The sequence below is a fragment of the Oceanospirillum sanctuarii genome (genome assembly GCF_002150805.1).
In the GTDB taxonomy this organism is placed as follows: domain Bacteria; phylum Pseudomonadota; class Gammaproteobacteria; order Pseudomonadales; family Halomonadaceae; genus Oceanospirillum; species Oceanospirillum sanctuarii.
The window spans coordinates 148,741-166,467 of the sequence record NZ_MTBA01000007.1 but is presented as its reverse complement, the minus strand read 5'-3'; the positions used below and the strand labels follow the sequence as shown (position 1 = coordinate 166,467).

At 50.0% G+C, this 17,727-nt stretch carries 15 protein-coding genes and 1 other RNA gene; 12 read left to right on the top strand and 4 right to left on the bottom strand.

Features of this window, described 5'->3' with window-relative positions:
* The first annotated feature begins 12 nt into the window (after positions 1-12).
* The 5 genes from BV405_RS13840 to BV405_RS13820 all read left to right on the top strand — a co-directional run bounded on the left by BV405_RS13840 (position 13) and on the right by BV405_RS13820 (position 4,400).
* Positions 13-957, top strand: coding sequence for a TRAP transporter substrate-binding protein (locus BV405_RS13840; RefSeq protein WP_245832337.1), 945 nt, complete (start codon positions 13-15; stop codon positions 955-957).
* A gap of 45 nt (positions 958-1,002) precedes the next feature.
* A complete protein-coding gene (locus BV405_RS13835) occupies positions 1,003-1,521 on the top strand; it encodes a TRAP transporter small permease (protein ID WP_086481469.1) in 519 nt (172 codons plus the stop codon).
* Between the two features lie 36 nt (positions 1,522-1,557).
* Positions 1,558-2,886: a TRAP transporter large permease gene (locus tag BV405_RS13830; RefSeq protein WP_086481468.1), complete on the top strand. Its 1,329-nt coding sequence runs from the start codon at positions 1,558-1,560 to the stop codon at positions 2,884-2,886.
* Positions 2,887-2,898: 12 nt separating this feature from the next.
* A complete protein-coding gene (locus BV405_RS13825) occupies positions 2,899-3,378 on the top strand; it encodes a universal stress protein (RefSeq protein ID WP_086481467.1) in 480 nt (159 codons plus the stop codon).
* A 200-nt stretch (positions 3,379-3,578) separates the two neighbouring features.
* A complete protein-coding gene (locus BV405_RS13820; protein WP_086481466.1) occupies positions 3,579-4,400 on the top strand; it encodes an alpha/beta fold hydrolase in 822 nt (273 codons plus the stop codon).
* 40 nt (positions 4,401-4,440) lie between these two features.
* On the opposite strand, the gene BV405_RS13815 is transcribed toward BV405_RS13820, so the two are convergent.
* Positions 4,441-5,313, bottom strand: a complete 873-nt coding sequence (locus BV405_RS13815; protein ID WP_086481465.1) for a substrate-binding periplasmic protein — start codon at positions 5,311-5,313, stop codon at positions 4,441-4,443.
* Positions 5,314-5,543: 230 nt separating this feature from the next.
* Here BV405_RS13815 and BV405_RS13810 point away from each other — a divergent pair, with 230 nt between their 5' ends.
* The 3 genes from BV405_RS13810 (at position 5,544) to BV405_RS13800 (ending at position 9,567) form a co-directional block, all read left to right on the top strand.
* Positions 5,544-6,407, top strand: coding sequence for an HDOD domain-containing protein (locus BV405_RS13810; RefSeq protein WP_086481464.1), 864 nt, complete (start codon positions 5,544-5,546; stop codon positions 6,405-6,407).
* Between the two features lie 109 nt (positions 6,408-6,516).
* The gene (locus tag BV405_RS13805) at positions 6,517-7,665 is read left to right on the top strand and encodes an amidohydrolase (protein WP_086481463.1); all 1,149 of its coding nucleotides are present in this window, start codon (positions 6,517-6,519) and stop codon (positions 7,663-7,665) included.
* Between the two features lie 279 nt (positions 7,666-7,944).
* Positions 7,945-9,567 carry a hypothetical protein gene (locus tag BV405_RS13800; protein ID WP_140054618.1) on the top strand — a complete coding sequence of 541 codons (1,623 nt, stop codon included), beginning with the start codon at positions 7,945-7,947 and terminating at the stop codon, positions 9,565-9,567.
* A 142-nt stretch (positions 9,568-9,709) separates the two neighbouring features.
* Here the strand turns inward: BV405_RS13800 and ffs are convergent.
* Positions 9,710-9,806, bottom strand: an RNA gene (gene ffs, locus BV405_RS13795) — signal recognition particle sRNA small type.
* A 257-nt stretch (positions 9,807-10,063) separates the two neighbouring features.
* Here ffs and BV405_RS13790 point away from each other — a divergent pair.
* The 4 genes from BV405_RS13790 to BV405_RS13775 all read left to right on the top strand — a co-directional run bounded on the left by BV405_RS13790 (position 10,064) and on the right by BV405_RS13775 (position 14,385).
* Positions 10,064-11,206: a GGDEF domain-containing protein gene (locus tag BV405_RS13790; protein ID WP_086481461.1), complete on the top strand. Its 1,143-nt coding sequence runs from the start codon at positions 10,064-10,066 to the stop codon at positions 11,204-11,206.
* Between the two features lie 261 nt (positions 11,207-11,467).
* Positions 11,468-11,932, top strand: coding sequence for an ATP-dependent zinc protease family protein (locus tag BV405_RS13785; RefSeq protein WP_086481460.1), 465 nt, complete (start codon positions 11,468-11,470; stop codon positions 11,930-11,932).
* A 193-nt stretch (positions 11,933-12,125) separates the two neighbouring features.
* The gene (gene rimK, locus BV405_RS13780) at positions 12,126-13,031 is read left to right on the top strand and encodes a 30S ribosomal protein S6--L-glutamate ligase (RefSeq protein WP_086481459.1); all 906 of its coding nucleotides are present in this window, start codon (positions 12,126-12,128) and stop codon (positions 13,029-13,031) included.
* Between the two features lie 289 nt (positions 13,032-13,320).
* On the top strand, positions 13,321-14,385 hold the full coding sequence (locus tag BV405_RS13775) for a succinylglutamate desuccinylase/aspartoacylase family protein (protein ID WP_086481458.1): 1,065 nt from the start codon (positions 13,321-13,323) through the stop codon (positions 14,383-14,385).
* 54 nt (positions 14,386-14,439) lie between these two features.
* Here the strand turns inward: BV405_RS13775 and BV405_RS13770 are convergent, their stop codons facing one another.
* Both BV405_RS13770 and BV405_RS13765 read right to left on the bottom strand, forming a co-directional pair.
* Complete coding sequence (locus BV405_RS13770; protein ID WP_245832336.1) at positions 14,440-15,834, bottom strand: sigma-54-dependent transcriptional regulator; 1,395 nt, start codon at positions 15,832-15,834, stop codon at positions 14,440-14,442.
* Complete coding sequence (locus BV405_RS13765) at positions 15,831-17,714, bottom strand: ATP-binding protein (protein WP_086481457.1); 1,884 nt, start codon at positions 17,712-17,714, stop codon at positions 15,831-15,833. Before BV405_RS13765 ends, BV405_RS13770 begins: the two co-directional genes overlap by 4 nt.
* Between the last annotated feature and the right edge of the window lie 13 nt (positions 17,715-17,727).

Here is a 17,727-nt window from a genome sequence, read left to right as displayed (position 1 = left end):
GCAGAAACCGTCATGAAAGTGGCTACCTGGCTGCCTCCGACTCATGTTCAGAACGCCGTTGTCTGGCCGACCTGGGCCAAATGGGTGGAAGAAGCAACTGAAGGCCGTGTGAAGGTCGAACTGGAATACGGTATGGGACATCCCAAGTCCCTGTATGACATGGTTGAAGATGGTGTTGTCGATGCCGCCTTCAGCTACCACGGTTATGTACCGGGCCGCTTCAAACTGGCACTGGGTATCGAGCAACCCCTGCTGGCATCCAGTGGCGAGGCAGCCTCTGTGGCTTACTGGCGTGTGCATGAAAAGTATTTTGCCAAAGCCAATGAGCACCGTGGCCTGCGGGTTCTGGGCGTGTTCGCCCACGGTCCTGCGCAGATGCATCTGAAAGTACCTATCTCCAGCCTGAAAGATCTGGAAGGTAAAAAAATCCGCGTACCGGGCGGTCTGCCGGGAATGATCGGTGAGCGGATGCACATCACACCGGTAAGTGCACCGGCACCCAAAGCCTATGAGCTGCTGCAGCAGGGCGTGGTAGATGGCATCTTCCTGCCAGCGATGGAGCAGAAATCCATGCGCCTGAGCGAAGTGGCTCCCTATCTGGTGCTCTTCCCGCACGGCCTGTACTCCGGCAGCCTCTCCTACTTCATCAATGAAGATTTCCTCGACAACCTTGATCCGAAAGACCGTGCGGCAATTCTGGCGGTTTCCGGTGAAAAACTCTCCCGCATGACAGGCGCAGCCTGGGACAATGCCGATCTAGAGGGTATCCGTACCGCTGAACAAGCCGGTGTGCAGGTACTTCGCCTGAAGGATAACGACCCACTGGCGATCGAATTCGCCAAGCTGGTTTCAGGTATGGATCAGGAATGGCTGAACAGTGTTGCCGACAGTGGTGTGAATGCCAAAGCAGCTCTGGATGAGATGCGCCGCATCAGCAAAGAGTTCGAGCACCAGTAATACATCTACGCAGTCATTCACCCTCTTCAGCAAGGCACTTTTACTATGTCATTCAGTCGCTCTGTAGCGGCTCACTACGACGAAAAGGGGCCAATCGTATGGTTGGCCTTTTTTCTTGAGTCAGTAGCAGCCCTCACACTTTTCGGACTTATGTTGGTTACCTGCTTTGATGTGGGCGGACGCTATTTTCTGGGCAACGCCCTCGACGGTGCCACCGAACTGACCGAGATAGGTCTGGCGATTCTGGTGTTTGCCGAGATGCCCGTGATCACCTGGCGCAGCGGTCATGTGATCGTGGATATACTGGATCGTATGCTTTCTTCAGTTGCAATACGTATTCTGGGGCTACTTTCAGCTCTGATTATCTCCGGTTCATTTTCCGTTCTTGGTATCCAGATTTACAAGCTGGCGGAACGATCTCTGCGCAGGGATGAAATAACCGAGCTTCTGCAACTACCTACAGGCTACATCATTACATTTATTGCCATTATGAGCTGGCTAACTGCAGCCACAATGATCTCTTACGGGGTCTATCAACAGCTCTCAAACTCTCGTCGTGCCTGAATTCTAACCCCTGAAAATCCCCACGGAGCAACACTTATGCTGACCGCAATGATCGGCTTTGCCATTTTGCTTTTTATAATTATCGTCATTCGAGTTCCGATTGCCTTTGCGATGGGATTAGTTGGTTTCTTTGGTTTTGCCGTGTTGCAGGGGCTGACCTTCGACAACCTGCTGGAATTCCGCTGGAACGGAGCTCTTTCCATGGCTGCTCGCCGGGTCATCGACACCGCGCAGGAGTACAGCTTGTCGGTCATTCCGCTGTTTATTCTGATGGGCAATCTGGTGACGAAGTCCGGCCTGTCGCAGGAACTCTATCAGGCGTCTTATGCTTTTCTGGGCCATCGTAAAGGCGGTTTGTCGATGGCAACCGTTGTCGCCTGCGGAGGTTTCTCTGCCATCTGCGGCTCCAGCCTTGCGACCTCTGCGACGATGGCCAAAGTGGCTATGCCGCCGATGCGTAAGTATGGCTATGCCGATTCTTTAGCCACCGCCTCCATCGCTGCAGGCGGCACTCTCGGGATCCTGATTCCCCCCAGCGTGATTCTGGTGATCTATGGCCTGCTGACAGAAACCAGTATCCGCGAACTGTTCGCTGCAGGTTTTATTCCCGGTTTTCTGGGTATTGCCCTCTATCTGGTGGCTGTGCGCTATGTGGTATGGCGTACCCCGGAAGCAGGGCCCGCGGGTGATAAAATGGACTGGCCGGAACGCCTGAAAGCTCTGCGCAGTGTTCAGGGAGTGCTTATTCTGTTTGCCGTCGTGATGGGTGGTATCTATCTGGGTATTTTCACGCCGACTGAAGCGGCCGGTATCGGTGCCGGAGGTGCTTTCCTGATCGCACTGAGCCGCAAAACCCTGAACGGCTGGGCGCTATTTGATATTCTGACCGACACCGCCCGGACCACGGCTATGCTGTTCAGCGTTGTGATTGGAGCTCTGATTTTCTCCAACTTTATTACCCGTGCCGGGCTACCGGACGAGCTGCTGATGTTTGTACAGAGTCTAGATGTCAGCCCCATGATGGTGATTCTGGTCATCCTAGGGATCTACATTTTGCTGGGTATGGTGTTTGAGAGCCTCTCCATGTTGCTGCTGACCGTGCCCATCTTTTTTCCACTGGTCGCCAGCCTCGGCTTTGATCTCGTCTGGTTCGGTATTGTTGTCGTTGTAGTGACCGAAATCAGCCTGATCACTCCACCAGTAGGTATGAACGTCTTTGTTCTTGGTGCAGTACTACGGGACGTCAAAGCCAGCACTATTTTCAAAGGTGTCACTCCTTTCTGGGTTGCAGATATTGTTCGTCTGGCCCTGATAACTTTCTTCAGCAGCATCGCTCTGTTTTTACCAGAGCTGCTCTACCGCTAGGAGCATTCCATCATGGTTCCAGAAATCAAAACCATTCTCTATATCTCAGATATTGAAAAGGGATCTCGCCCTGCATTTCGATCAGCGGTCTCATTAGCAACAGCTCATCAGGCAAGAATTGTCTTTCTGCATGTCGTTGAGCCTCTTCATACCAATGCTGTAAACATAGTTCGAAATATCATTGGTAGAGATGAACTACATGCTCTTCACCAGGAAGGTTTAGAGCACATCAAAGCCACTATGAGAGAACGTATTGACCGCTTCTGGAAAGAAGAATCCCTACCTGACGGCCAGCCTCTTTCACCAGCTAATCTGGATTACCGTGTGCATGAAGGAATCGTATGGGAAGAGGTTCAGGATACTGTTGAAGAGGTGAGTGCGGATCTTATCGTGATGGGATGTCGCAGACACCATAAACTAAATACGTTAGGTTCCATTGCCCATAGTATTCTTAATCACAGCCACATCCCTGTTCATATTGTGCCCTTGTAGTTTGACTTCTTGAATCACTAGCTCTGGTGAAATACCAGAGCCAGACTTCTTTATCTATTAATCTGTGACCCACAAGTCTCCCCCAATCGGGGTGCAGACGCAGTAATCCTGTCCATTCCTTGGCATTATGATCCCTATTACGGGTTTACCCGAACAGGCCAGAACAGAAGTATCACAACAAAAATAACAGGATCGACACCATGACGGATTCCGCATTGCAGACGCCCCACACTATCACCACTGAAGCCTTCACACTGGTAACACCTTACGGCAATCTTTTTGCCCGCCGCTGGCAGCCAGAAACCGCTGAACAAGGCTGCATCCCTTTTTTGCTGTTTCACGATTCTCTGGGTTCAGTGGGTTTATGGCGGGATTTTCCGGAAGCCCTGGCTCAGGCAACCGGACGACCTGTGATCGCCTATGACCGCCTGGGCTTTGGTCAGTCCGATCCGGTGCTGGAGCCGATTGATATCAATTTTATTGTTCAGGAAGCAGAGCGCTATATCCCGCTGATTTGCGATTACTTCAGGCTGGAGCGCTTTATCGCCTTCGGTCACAGCGTAGGCGGTGGTATGGCGGTGCATACTGCTGCACAGCACCCTGATAAATGCGCGTTGCTGATTACAGAATCGGCTCAGGCTTTTGTTGAACAGCTGACCCGCGATGGTATTCGTGAAGCTGAGGAACTCTTTACAGACCAGAAGCAACTGGATCGTCTGGCACGCTATCACGGGGAACGTACCCGCTGGGTACTCGATTCCTGGATTAATAGCTGGCTTTCGCCGGGGTTTGATCACTGGTCGCTGGATGAAGCACTGCCAGAAGTCATCTGCCCGACGCTGGTACTGCATGGTGAGATGGATGAATACGGGTCTGCCGATCAGCCAAAACGAATCGCTGAAGGTGTGGCAGGAGAGGTTAAGCTGGAGCTGCTACCGGACATCCACCATGTGCCCCATCGTGAAAATCCGGCTCTGATTCTGCAGAAAGTTTCCGATTTTCTGCAACACCATCCGGTGTAGCCTTATTTTAAAACCCATACAGTCAATGAATACCTGCCGCCTATTCCGGCAGGTATTTCTTCAGAATATCACTGTAATCCGATGATGGTTTTTTAGCCTGAATCACATCATTAAAGCGCTTCAGTAAAGCCTCGCTAACCGCCACTTTACTCAACATAAAGTGTGCAGGAGCATCGCTCAGTACCTGAGGATGCTCTGCTAAACCATCCGCACGCCCCAGAGTTTTAGCGTGATAAAAGCCCACATAGCGATCCACAACAGCCACATCCGCACGGCTCATCAGCACCATGTTGACCTGCCCCAACGTACTATTGGTCAGGGATAACTGACCTTCATCCAGATAGGGTTTGATATCTTCCCATGGCTCACCGTACCACCCCCCAAGACCTGTGGTAAAACTCATGCCGGAACGCACCAGCTCCAGAAGGCTCATGGAAGCCATAAAGGGCGCATTTTCTTTTCGGACAAACATAACGCTGGTTTCAGCCCGATAAGGCAGCGAGAAGCGGGAAAACTTCTTACGGGCCTCAGTGACCGAAGCCGCAGCCATCATATCGATCCGGCCTTCCGCCAGCATTTTCTGCCCCCGTTTTGGCGGTAATAACACCACCTCCAGCTGGCACCCCATCGTCTCGACAAAGAGTCGGGCTAACTCAACATCCAGACCAATCAATTCGCCGTTAGCACCTTGATACTGATAGGGCGCGTAATCACCGGAATGAGCCATAATTAGAGGACGGGAGCAGTGACCGCCACTAAAGTCCGCTTGTGGCAGTTGTTCGAAATTGTTTTTGCTACTCAATGCCGACTGAGCAAAAGTCGGCGGAAGGTAAAGCATACAGGCCGTAAAAATCAGGCCGCCCAATACAGAGAGATAGGTAGAGAGATACGATTTCGCGGGATGGGCAGACATGGGGCACTCCCTAAAGCAGGATTAACCCTTTCAGCTTAGTTTAAATGCAGAAAAATTACATCTTCTAACGTAAACTTACTGGATATCACAAAGCATAATTTGGTGTTGGGCTGACCTAGTCCCTTGATCCAGATAAAAAATATCAGTTTTAATCGCTGTTACTGACTCTATTTTTGATAGACTGACCCCAAAGATTCTTTGCTATTACACTTTTGAAACAGGATCTCACCATGGCATCGTCCGAACCCAACTCAGCTGCCAGCCAACGCTATAAAATCCCCGCTCGTCCTGAGGCCGTTATCGCCATTGCCGAGCTGATGAAAGCAAAAAACCCGGCAGCATCTGAGATCGCAGAGATTCTGAAACAGGATGTCTTCCTCTACACCAGCGTACTGGCGGCGGTGAACACACCTCTGTTTCGACTCAGTAAGAAGATTACCGACCTGACCCACGCCATTACCCTGCTGGGGCTGGATAAACTTTTTGCGGTTATCCGACTGGCTGCACTGCAGAACTCTATGGGCAAGCTGGGTCGGCTGGATCGCTTCTGGGATACCGCCACAGAAGTGGCTCAACTCTCGGCAGATATCGCAGCCCGGGTATCAGACCTTGATCCCCATGACAGCTATACCCTCGGCATGATGCACGATTGTGCCATTCCACTGATGCTGGAATCCCACCCTGAGTACAAAGCTTTTCTGAGGGATATCAATGGTGCCGATCTGTTCGGCCTGACGGCTCAGGAAGAAAAACTCTTTGGCATTAACCACTTTGCTCTGGGTGCAGATATCGCCCGTCACTGGTTTATGCCGGATCGTATTGCCGATGCTATCGAAGGACAGGCGCGTTACACCGAAATTCTGGACACACAGGATCAGCTTTCGGATCAAACCAAATCCCTGCTCTGCATTCTGGTGCTGGCGAAAGATGTCAGCGCCCGCTACCGACGTTTCTGGCGAATTTACGACTCCAACGAATCGCCACCTGAAATCCTCAAAGTGCTCAGTTATCTGGGAATTCCTGACATCGAGTACATGGATATCCGCGAAGATCTTCTGCACCACCTTGAAGAGAATGATCAGAAGGCTGAATAAGCCTTCTTTATCGGTAACAGCGAAATCATCCGGCTTAACGGCACTTCAACCGACCTTCCATTTGCTCTACCCTGACTGACAGCCTCTCTACTCATCATGGAGTTCTTGTATGCTGTCCGATCAGGCTCTTATTCGTTTTCGCCAAACACTACATCAGCACCCGGAACTTTCTGATCAGGAAGTCGCCACCGCAGCACGCATCAAAAATCTCTTCGCCGGTTTTGCCCCTGATGAAACCCTCGAAAATATCGGCGGCAACGGACTCGCTTTCTGTTTTGATGGCAAAGAATCAGGTCCAACAACCCTGATCCGCTGCGAGCTGGATGCCCTTCCGATTCAGGAGATTAACGACCTGCCCTATCGCTCAGTATGCGATGGTATTTCCCACAAATGCGGACATGATGGTCACATGGCAATCGTCACAGCCCTTGGCAGTTATCTGGCACAAAACCGCCCCGATAAAGGTCGTGTCATCTGTTTATTTCAGCCCGCAGAAGAGACGGGAGCCGGAGCCGTCAACGTGGTACGCGACAGCCAGTTTGAGCAGCTGAAACCGGATTACTGCTTTGCCTTGCATAATCTGCCCGGTAAACCTCTGGGCACGGTTTACTGCAAGCCCGGTGCCTTTAACTGCGCCTCACGGGGCATGATTATTCGCCTGAAAGGCAAAACCTCCCACGCGGCCCATCCGGAAGATGGCGTGAGTCCTGCTCTCGCCATGAGCAATATCATTCAGCAACTGACCCAGCTTCCCCAACAGTCCCAATTACAAGGGCAGATGACCGGCTTTAATCTGGTCACCGTGGTTTATGCCCACCTTGGGGAGATCGCCTTCGGCACAGCTCCCGGCGAAGCCACTGTCATGGCCACCCTGCGTACATCAACCAACGAAGCCATGAACCAACTGATCGAACAGGCAACCGAGCTTGTTCAGCAACAGACCGATGACCACCAACTGAGCTTTTCTCTGGAATGGGATGATGTCTTCCGCGCCAGCGTCAACAGTGACAGCGGCTATCAGAGGGTTCGAAACGCCTGCCAAGCCACAGGTACACCGCTGGTCACGCCAGAGGAAGGATTCAGATGGTCAGAGGACTTCGGCATATTCACCGAAGTTGCAGAGGGTGCAATGTTCGCCCTCGGTGCAGGTGATAACAGCCCGCAGCTGCATAACCCGGACTATGATTTCCCGGATGAACTTATCCCTGTGGGATTCAAACTGTTTCGGGCGATTGTTGAAGAGATTAATCAAATGTAGACGTAAGAAATATCCTACAATCCAGTCAGCAAAAAACCAAAGCAGACTGAAGATATATCCCAAAACTTAGCTATTGAACCTTTAATCACCTTTCAAATACCTGCAAAAAATAACAACAAAAAAATAACAACAAAAAATATCATTTATTATCAAAAGCTTATATCTAAACAGAAATATTATTCATTAATAAAAATACGGTTAATAGCTTTATTCGACATCTAAAACTTTTACTCTACATTTTATTTTGTGAGAGTAATTTCCTAAGGATATGGAGCTAACATGGGAATCAAATACTTAAAATCATTGGCAATTATGTCAGTAGCCATCTCTTTGACCGCCTGCCAAGGAGAATCAGATGAGAGCACAACAGATAATTCAACAGGATCAACGGGAACTAGTACGACATTTGGTTCAGCAGATGTATCAGGAAAGCGTTTTTATACGCTTCATCCAAACGGAGAAGTTATGACGCTTATCTTCAGTAGCAGCAGCTTGAATGGAGGTCCTGGATATATCGACCCCAGCGACAAACTCAATTCCACTGATTATCTTAATAGCAGCTGGAGTATTTCCTCGAATGAACTTGTGATGAGCAGCCTCAATACCAGTTTCAAAAAACTAGCCTCTGAGTCCGACTTTATGACCGTGTGCGAGTACACCACAGGAGGTACGGCTGACTGTACGGATGATTACAAAACCCGCTGGTATACCGATAAAGCCCAGGCAAAGACTTATGCCGCGAGTCTAACCAATGCCACAAGTGGAACCGCTGTTGACCTCTCGAAGATAACTGACGCTAACCTAAAAAAATATTTTGAAGAGTCTGAATATGACTTCGCAGAACAAGCCAAACTTCTATATGCGGGCAATTGGTCTATCGCAAGCTTGGCAGGTGTAGAGCAATTCACTGGACTAAATAAAGTCTGGTTATACGATAATCATATTTCTGATATCAGCCCTTTTGATAACTTCACGGGAATGCAGTACTTCGACCTTAGCTATCAAACCAACAGCACAAGTGGAGATGACATTAATCTGGCGGATTATGCCCCGATATACAAGATGACAAGCCTAGCAAGACTTGCACTTTCGGAATACGCCACATCATCCACTCCAACCAAGTTCGAGCTGGACACCTATCTATCAGCCCATACCGATAAATCTAAAATAAAAAGATTACGCTTTTATTCTTTGCCTCTAGACCAGAACGACGTCAACGCTATTTCTGGAATCAATAACCTTGAGCGTCTGGCAATAGAAGAAGCAACTTCGGTAACAAGTCTGAATGCTTTAGCAAGTAATAATGACCTATCTGGGCTTAATAGGCTTGAACTTGGTTGGAATGGCGGCAATACAGCTGCAACATTTGACATCAATACCTTTCTAACAAATGGCAAGCTGAACTTTAACCAACTAGAGTACTTATCTCTGGCAAATACAACGCTCTCAGACGCAGATCTGCTGACACTAGGTGAAAAAATAGGTACTAGCTCAGCACTAAAACGCCTAAATATTATGGACCCTGATACGGCTACTGATTATGACTTTGGAGGAAAGCTTAAAGTCTTTAATTTAGAACGACTGCAATTTAGAACTAAAGCAGCCAAAGCAGATTACGACATGGCTGTAGGCAGTACATTGACAGCATCTAAAATTACGAGACTCTATTTAGAAAATGGAGACATCAATAACTTCACTCTCAGTGATTTTTCTTCTCTGGAACGACTGAGAGTCTCCAACTCCAATCTTTCCGATACAACTGTTTCAGCATTTGCCACTGCTCTTAAAGGTTTAAGTAATCTGAATCAACTCAGAATTATCGGAACTAAAGTTGCTGGAGTAGCCATAACCTGTTCAGATTTAAGTACAGCGGGTTACACCGGAACTTGTACTGATACTTAGGAACACCGGTGACATATGAGCAAGGACGCTCCATACCTTTATCCACAACCCCTCTCAGAAAAAGAGTCTGTGTATAAGTAGGCAAAAAGAGGACAAACCGATGAGGGAGTGCAGACATTTCAGGGATCTGAAATGGAGATGGCCCCGCCAGCCACACCCCGGCACATGAGTCACCTGCTGTGGCTGCTTCCTTCCGGACCTGACCAGGTTCACAGGGTATCATTGCGGGGGGACCGACAGGGCCACCACAATTTTTGTCTGACAGTTAACTAGGCATTTTCGAAAACACTTTGCTGTGCCAAACAACGGGCGTAATTCTAGCACTATCAATTAGTTAGGCACAACCTTAGATTTTGCTCTTTTCCGAAAAATCCCATCTATACTTGTAAAGTTTACGCCATAGCAATTTTGGCTTCAGTCGGCTCAACTGAAACTCTCCACTGATAACAGGCCGTACAGTCTCTTGGCTGATCGAAACGGCGGGCAGGATACCTGAATGGCTTTACCGGAATGGCTCCACTGGGATGATCAGCATCACCGGCTGCTCTTTTTAGGACAACCAGCTACTCTTTTCTGGCAGCAACCTTCGCTGGCTTCCATGATGGTGCCTCTTTATGAGGAACTGGGTGAAACCTATTTCTCACTTCTGGTTGCTTATTCCGCCAGCCATCATTCCGAAACCGACTATGAAGTGATTACCCGCTACGATGACGAATCCTTCGTTAACGGCCTGCTGCACTGGGGAGAGAAGATCGCAACCGCAGGCTGGGGTGAAATTACCGGTGCAGGCTTTGATGACTCGCTGCCTTCTGCCCAGCTGGTGGTTAAAAATCCCTGGGAGCACCAGCTGTTCCCGGACATGAAAGAAGAACACGCCCTGCCCTTTCTCTGCGGAAAGCTCTCCGGAATCTTTAGCCTGCACCTGCAACGCAATATGCGGGCACGGGTTTCACATCTTGAAATCTTAGGGGACGAGTGTATTGCCCGTATTCAGGTGATCCCCAGCAATATCACGTTGCAGGCAGAACTCCAGACGCTGACCGAAAAAGAAGGTTTTACCCGAGTGGAGAAGCTGCAGTTTAAGAATCAGCAACTGACCCAAAAAAATATCGAGCTGGAGGCCAGCAATCGTCGCCTTTCTGAACTGGCGACCATGGATGCCCTGACGGGGATGGCTAACCGCCGCTATTTTATGGAGCTGGCAGAGCGAGAGTTCAATGTATGCCGTCGCTATCGCTACACATCCAGCCTGCTGATGTTGGATATCGACTTCTTCAAAGAGATTAACGACAAATACGGCCATCTGGCAGGAGATGAAGTCTTAAAAGGTATTGCAGAGGTTTGCAAAGAACTGCTGAGAAAAACCGATTTTTGCGGCCGCTTCGGAGGTGAAGAGTTTCTGATCATGCTGCCTCATACTGATCTGGACGGAGCCTGTGTGATCGGGCAACGTCTGGGTCTGCGTATCAGTCAACTGGTCGTCCCCTATGAAGAGCACAGGTTGCAGGTAACCATCAGTATGGGAGTCAGCGCCTACAAAGAAACCGACCAGGTTCTGGATAGCTGGATCAAACGGGTCGACGATGCTCTTTATGACGCTAAACATCAGGGGCGTAACCAATTGATCTGCCGGTCGTGAATTTTCACTGAAAATGACAGACTGATCGGCTTTTTTGCCAATCAAAACAGGGAATTTATCTTTTTTTAGCTTTCCCTGTTTTTTTTGTTGACGTTCGGTTTTGCCGACATAGAATGCCGCATCTTTTTTGCGCCCCTCCCTGTCATAAACATTTCGTACACTCGGTAATTGTTTTGACTTAGTCTATTTATCTCCGGCGCATTAAACCGTAGAGTCATCTAATCTGTAATTCAGGATGAACTCCCGCTGTAAGGAAAAAACATGACAGAACATCAAACAAAAAAACGTATCGTGGGTTGGCGTGAAGCGATCGCAATTCCGGCTTTGGGCGTAGAAGAAGTGATCGCCAAAGTGGATACCGGTGCCCGCACATCTGCAATCCACGCTTTTTTTGTTGAACCCTTCACTGGTGAAGATGGCCGTGACTGGGTTCGCTTCGGGCTGCACCCCCTGAGGAAAAAGCAGGAACCGGAACTGATCGTTGAAGCACCGATAAAAGATCGTCGCAATGTGAGCGATTCCGGTGGTCATACTGAAGAACGCTACGTGATTGAGACTGAACTGCATGTGGGTGATGTCAAAGTCACCGCTGAAGTGACCCTGACCGACCGTGAAACCATGGCATATCGTATGCTTCTGGGTCGCACGGCGCTGAGAGGTCACTTTATTGTGGATTCAGATCTCTCCTACGCTTGTTCAGAACCTAAGTTACACCCTAAGGACTAAGCCTGCTGCAGATAAAAACCTGCCTCAGTCATTAAACAGTCCTTAGTCACGAATAAACAACCTGCCCCAGCCGGAAAGAACAAAGGGGATTTCTCCCCATCCGGCTGTCACAAAACGTCCTTTAGCCAATTAAGACCTCGTTAATCAAAGGGCGATGACAAACGCGATACCCAATTTTAAAAAAGGAAGCCCCATGAAAATCGGCATCTTGTCCCGTAATTCAAAACTCTACTCTACCCGCCGCCTGGTAGAAGCCTGTGAACAACGTGGTCACGAAGTTCAGGTGATCGACACCCTGAAGTGCTACATGGACATCACATCTTCTTCTCCTGCGGTCTGGTACCACGGTGAGAAGCTGGAAGGCTTTGACGCCATCATTCCCCGTATTGGCGCATCCGTAACTCAATACGGTCTGTCGGTGATCCGTCAGTTTGAGATGATGGGTGCTTATACCCTGACCGAATCCATCGCACTGGGTCGTTCCCGCGACAAACTGCGCTCTCTGCAGCTGCTGTCCCGTAAGGGTGTCGGCATGCCGAAAACCGGTTTTGCCCACAGCGTGGATAACACCAAAGAGCTGATCGACCTGGTTGGGGGGGCACCTCTGGTTATCAAACTGACCGAAGGTACTCAGGGCAAGGGCGTTGTTCTGGCAGAAACCCGCAAAGCAGCAGAGAGTGTTATCGATGCCTTCCGTGAACTGGAAGCCGACATTCTGGTACAGGAGTTCATTAAAGAAGCCGGTGGTTCCGATGTACGTTGTCTGGTTATCGGCAAGAAGGTCGTAGCGGCCATGGAACGTACTGCTGCTGAAGGTGAGTTCCGCTCTAACCTGCACCGTGGCGGTACCGCTCAACTGACCAAGCTGACTCCTGCTGAGCGTGCAACAGCGATTAAAGCTGCTCAGTGCATGGGGCTGAATGTGGCGGGTGTTGACCTGCTGCGCTCTAACCGTGGCCCTCTGGTGATGGAGGTAAACTCCTCTCCGGGTCTGGAAGGTATCGAAAACGCTACCAAGAAAGATGTGGCAACACTGATCATTGAGTTTATCGAGCTGAACGCCAAGCCAAACAACACTAAAACCCGTGGCAAAGGCTAAGGGTTAGTCCGAGGCAGAAGTGTTCCGTTATCGCCCTTCAGACTTTCTTTAGGGCGATTTCTTTATCGGGTCAGGGAAAACACAACCGAATAAACAGGCAGTTGGGATAATGGTCTGTTTGCAAAAAACACCTTAGAATCAGAAAAGAGTTAGAGTACTCAGCTTAAACCCCACGGTCTGAGTGATCTGACTGATTGAAAAACTGCACCATTGCAAAATCGCAAGACCGTTTTAAATAAGAAGAATCAGGTCAAAAGCCTGCCGGAAAACGCTCATCGGAGCCCAATGCATGAAAGCGACACCTCTGGAAATCAATGGAGTGACCATTCTTCCCGGCCAACGCCGCACACTGAAAATCCCAGTTGCAGCCATGGTCACCAATGCCGATGTCAACCTGACCATTCAGGTGATTCACGGTAAAAAACCGGGCCCTGTTCTGCTGGTTTCAGCCGCTATTCACGGTGATGAAATTAACGGTGTTGAGATCATCCGCCGTTTGCTGAAACTGCGCCAACTCTCCAGTATGTCCGGCACTCTGATTGTTGTGCCGATCGTTAACATTCACGGTTTTGTCGCCCACAGCCGCTATCTGCCCGATGGCCGCGACCTGAACCGTAGCTTCCCAGGCTCACCAAAAGGCTCACTGGCTGGCCGTATGGCGTACAGCTTTATGGAGCAAGTGGTCAGCCACGCCACCCACGGTATCGACCTGCATACCGGTGCGCGCCACCGTGCGAATCTGCCTCAGATCCGCTTCGATCCGAATAATGAAGTCTGCACAGAAATGGCCAGAGCCTTCGGTCTGCCGGTGATTCTGCATTCCGAAAGCAAGGAGGGTACCTTCCGTAAGGCTGCCGCCGACAAAGGCATCCCGATTATTCTCTATGAAGCCGGTGAAGCACTGCGCTTTGATGAGGTATGTATCCGCGCCGGTATGAACGGCATCGTCAATGTCATGCGCCAGCTGGGCATGATACGTCGCGTACGCCGCAAGAAAGAGCCTCAGGAAACCACCGTTGCCCTGAACTCCATCTGGGTACGTTCACCCACCAGCGGGATTTTGCGTACCCTGTTACCACTGGGCGCCAGAACCACAAAAGGCAGTGTTATCGCGCTGGTAGCCGACCCTATGGGCGAGTTTGAAGTGGAAGTCATCGCACCCTGCGATGGTATCGTCATCGGACGGGTTAACCTGCCACTGGTTCACGAAGGTGAAGCCCTGTTCCACGTCGCGCGCTTCAGAGAAGACACCAGCGATATTGTGGATCAGGTAGAAGCCTTTACCGGAGAACTGGAACCGGATACGCCAATGGAACCACCGGAGCAACCGGATACCGCACCGATTATTACCTAATGCGTCTGAAAGCCCCTACGGTCTTTAAATAAAACCGTAGGGGTAATTTGTCAGTTACTCTGAAAACTCCTTTCTCTCAATCCCATGCTTTTTCATCAGTTCGTTGAACGTCCTGCGGGGCAGCTCAAGCTCGTCCAATAGGGGCTGTACCTGGCCTTTGTGTCGGCGAAGGGCATTTTCCAGCAAGGTTCGCTCAAAACTTCTCATCTGGCATTGCAGACTAACGCCACTTTTCGCTGCAGGTGATTTCATCAACTCAGCGATTGCCAGCTTCTGCCCCTGTCGCCCAAAAACAAAACGCTGAGCGATGTTTTTCAACTCGCGTACATTTCCCGGCCAGTTGTGCTGCATCAGTTCCTGAATATCATTCAGATCCGGCTCAAAGGGCTCTCGGCCATAATCATGGGCAAGCTGATAGATGAAGTGACTGAACAGGAGAGGGATATCTTCCCGTCGCTCTCTGAGCGGTGGAATATGAATTTCGGCAACATTCAGCCTGAAATAGAGATCTTCCCGAAACTCACCGTTTTCACTGGCGATTAAAAGGTCAGTCTTGGTTGCGGCTACCAAGCGAAAATCCAGATCAATCAACTGATTCGAGCCCAATCGCTCTACCTTCATTTCCTGCAAAACCCGCAAGAGTTTTACCTGCAGGCTAAGGGGCATGGTTTCGATCTCATCCAAAAAGACCGTTCCACCCTTGGCATATTCGAGCTTACCGATTCGTTGACGATCCGCTCCGGTAAATGCCCCTTTCTCAAAGCCAAAAACTTCACTCTCAAACAGATGCTCCGGCATGGCAGCGCAGTTCAGAGCAACATAAGGCGACGATTTACGATGACTGAGTTGATGCAGGCTGGACGCAACCTGTTCCTTTCCGCTACCTGTCTCTCCGTGAATCAGGACATTGACCGGCAGATCCGCCAGATCAAGAACGGTCTCCCTAAGCATCTGCATCTGCGGGCTTTTACCCACTAATAAGGTGTCGAGCAGATTAGGAGATTCAATGCTTTTCCTAAGTTGGCGATTATCCAGCACTAAAGCTCGCTGGCGTAGGGCGTGACCAACTATTCGGATAAAGTGATCCGGATCGAAAGGCTTCTGCTGAAAATCATAGGCACCTTTATGCATAGCGCTTACTGCCATATCAATATCACCATGGCCGGTCAGAAGAATCACGGGCAGCTCAGAATCCAGCGCCAGCGCCTGTTCCATCAACTCAAGCCCCGTCATACCCGGCATACGGATATCTGTCACCAGAATTCCGGGGTATCCCGGCTTAAGATGCTTCAGAGCTTCTCTGGCATCCGCGCAGGTGATGACCTTAAAATCTTCCAACTGCAGGCATTGCTCCGCCGACAGGCGCATATTCTCTTCATCATCAACAAAGAGAACCGTCAGTTCAGTATGAGGGTTAATTGATTGGGGGCTCATCGCATCAAACGTCACAAATTAATCTCCTCAGCTGCAGGATTGTCTAAGGGTACAGCGGGCGGTTGATAGAGCGGCAGACAAACCCGAATCTCCGCCCCCTTATTGTTGCGGGCATCGATCTCACCATTGTGCTCCATCAGAATACCGTAAACGATGGACAGCCCAAGCCCCATGCCTTCACCAACCTCTTTGGTGGTGAAGAAGGGGTCAAAAATTGATTCCAGCACCTGATCATCAAAACCCGGGCCATTGTCATGGATGATCACCTCTGCACTTTCTGCCAGAGCCTTCAGGCTGATCTCCATACGCTTATCCGGGTTATCCGAGCTGTGCAGTGCCTGAATACCATTGCTCAGCAGGTTAACGAATACCTGCTCCAATCGAACCGGATCGCCGGTAACTACCAGAGAGGCATCCTTTTCAACATCAAAAGAGATCTCAACCTGATCCCGTTGGCTCATGTGATCCACCAGCAGTAGCGCATTCTCAACACATTGCACCAGATCCACCGACTCAGTACGCTTTCGACTTTTACGGCCGAAGGTCTTCAGGTGATTAATGATTTCCCCCATTCGGCTGGTGAGGGCAAAGATACGACTGAAGTTTTCTTCCGCAGCATCATAGCGCTGTCGCTGCACCAGCTTTTCACCATTACGGGCAAAAGTCTGAATCGCGGATAAGGGTTGATTGAGTTCATGGGTAATACCTGCAGACATCTGCCCCAATGCCGCCAGCTTACTGCTTTGAATCAGATCATCCTGAGCCCGTCGCAAGGCTTCGTGCGCCCTCTGTCGTTGCTCAATCTCATAGGTCAGCTGCAGGTTACTTTCGGAAAGCTCACGGGTTCGGGACTCAACCCTTTGCTCCAGCAGGTCATGAGCCTCTCTTAACCGGTCTGCAACCTTTTTCCGCTTCATCAGCACGTAAGCCAACAGACCTACAAGACTGGAAAGCAGCATACCGAGGAAAAAGGCATTAATGGCCGCTTCTCTGGCTCCGTGGGCACTCGCCATAGCATGAAGTTTCCAGGGACTATTGGGCAGCGCCTGCGTCAGCCAGAGGTAGTGCTTGCCCTTACGCGGACCTTCAGCAATTCGAATCAGCCGATAGTCCTGAACATCACTATCCTCACGAATGGGCAAAGACCGTATCGGGTAATCCAGATATTTCCGGTCTGCTTTCAGGGATTCTCGTTGAGAGGGTGTCAGGCTGGATAAGGCATTAAACCGCCAATCAGACTCCGTGCTGCTGAAAATAATATCGTTAGCATCGGTCAGAAAAACCTTCTCCGCGCCCTGCTCGGCCCAGAGCTTTTCCAGTGGCTGCATACTGACCTTCACCACTACCACACCGGCAACCTCATCATTCAGATAAACCGGATGAGACAGAAAAAGACCTGGGATTTTAGTGGTAACGCCAATGGCAAAGAAGATGCCGGGCTGACCCGCCAGTGCATTGAGAAAGTAGGGACGGTAACGATAGTTCACCCCAAGATAACTGGTCTTATCCTGCCAGTTACTGGTGGCAATAGTGGTGCCTTCGGGGTTCATCAGATAGATATTAAGGGCATCTGTACCTTCGCTTAACGATTCCAGATGAGCATTCAATGCCTGCCCTTTCATCTTCAACTCGGAGTCATGCAGAAACTCCAGCACCTGATCATCCTTCGATAACATCAGTGGCAGATAGGCGTGACGTTTCAGCTCACTCAGCACCACCTTCTTGTAAAGGTTGAGCTTAAAATGGCTCTCCTGTTCCAGCTGAGACAGGGTGTTGTAGTAGGAGTAATGGCTCACACCTGCCGTTAACAGCAGGCAACAGAGCACCAGAAGCGTGATGGCAACGGGATAAGAGATCAGAGAGGTCCGGCCAGCGGACACTACCGCATTATTCAAAGTCAGCCCCGGG

Bases quoted from the DNA above. Each gene is read 5' to 3' on its own strand.
- BV405_RS13810 (WP_086481464.1), top strand. From the start codon at position 5,544: ATGGCATCGTCCGAACCCAACTCAGCTGCCAGCCAACGCTATAAAATC.
- BV405_RS13835 (WP_086481469.1), top strand. From the start codon at position 1,003: ATGTCATTCAGTCGCTCTGTAGCGGCTCACTACGACGAAAAGGGGCCA.
- BV405_RS13840 (WP_245832337.1), top strand. From the start codon at position 13: ATGAAAGTGGCTACCTGGCTGCCTCCGACTCATGTTCAGAACGCCGTT.
- BV405_RS13825 (WP_086481467.1), top strand. From the start codon at position 2,899: ATGGTTCCAGAAATCAAAACCATTCTCTATATCTCAGATATTGAAAAG.
- BV405_RS13820 (WP_086481466.1), top strand. From the start codon at position 3,579: ATGACGGATTCCGCATTGCAGACGCCCCACACTATCACCACTGAAGCC.
- BV405_RS13830 (WP_086481468.1), top strand. From the start codon at position 1,558: ATGCTGACCGCAATGATCGGCTTTGCCATTTTGCTTTTTATAATTATC.
- BV405_RS13790 (WP_086481461.1), top strand. From the start codon at position 10,064: ATGGCTTTACCGGAATGGCTCCACTGGGATGATCAGCATCACCGGCTG.
- BV405_RS13815 (WP_086481465.1), bottom strand. From the start codon at position 5,313: ATGTCTGCCCATCCCGCGAAATCGTATCTCTCTACCTATCTCTCTGTA.
- BV405_RS13805 (WP_086481463.1), top strand. From the start codon at position 6,517: ATGCTGTCCGATCAGGCTCTTATTCGTTTTCGCCAAACACTACATCAG.
- BV405_RS13800 (WP_140054618.1), top strand. From the start codon at position 7,945: ATGGGAATCAAATACTTAAAATCATTGGCAATTATGTCAGTAGCCATC.
- BV405_RS13775 (WP_086481458.1), top strand. From the start codon at position 13,321: ATGAAAGCGACACCTCTGGAAATCAATGGAGTGACCATTCTTCCCGGC.
- BV405_RS13785 (WP_086481460.1), top strand. From the start codon at position 11,468: ATGACAGAACATCAAACAAAAAAACGTATCGTGGGTTGGCGTGAAGCG.
- rimK (WP_086481459.1), top strand. From the start codon at position 12,126: ATGAAAATCGGCATCTTGTCCCGTAATTCAAAACTCTACTCTACCCGC.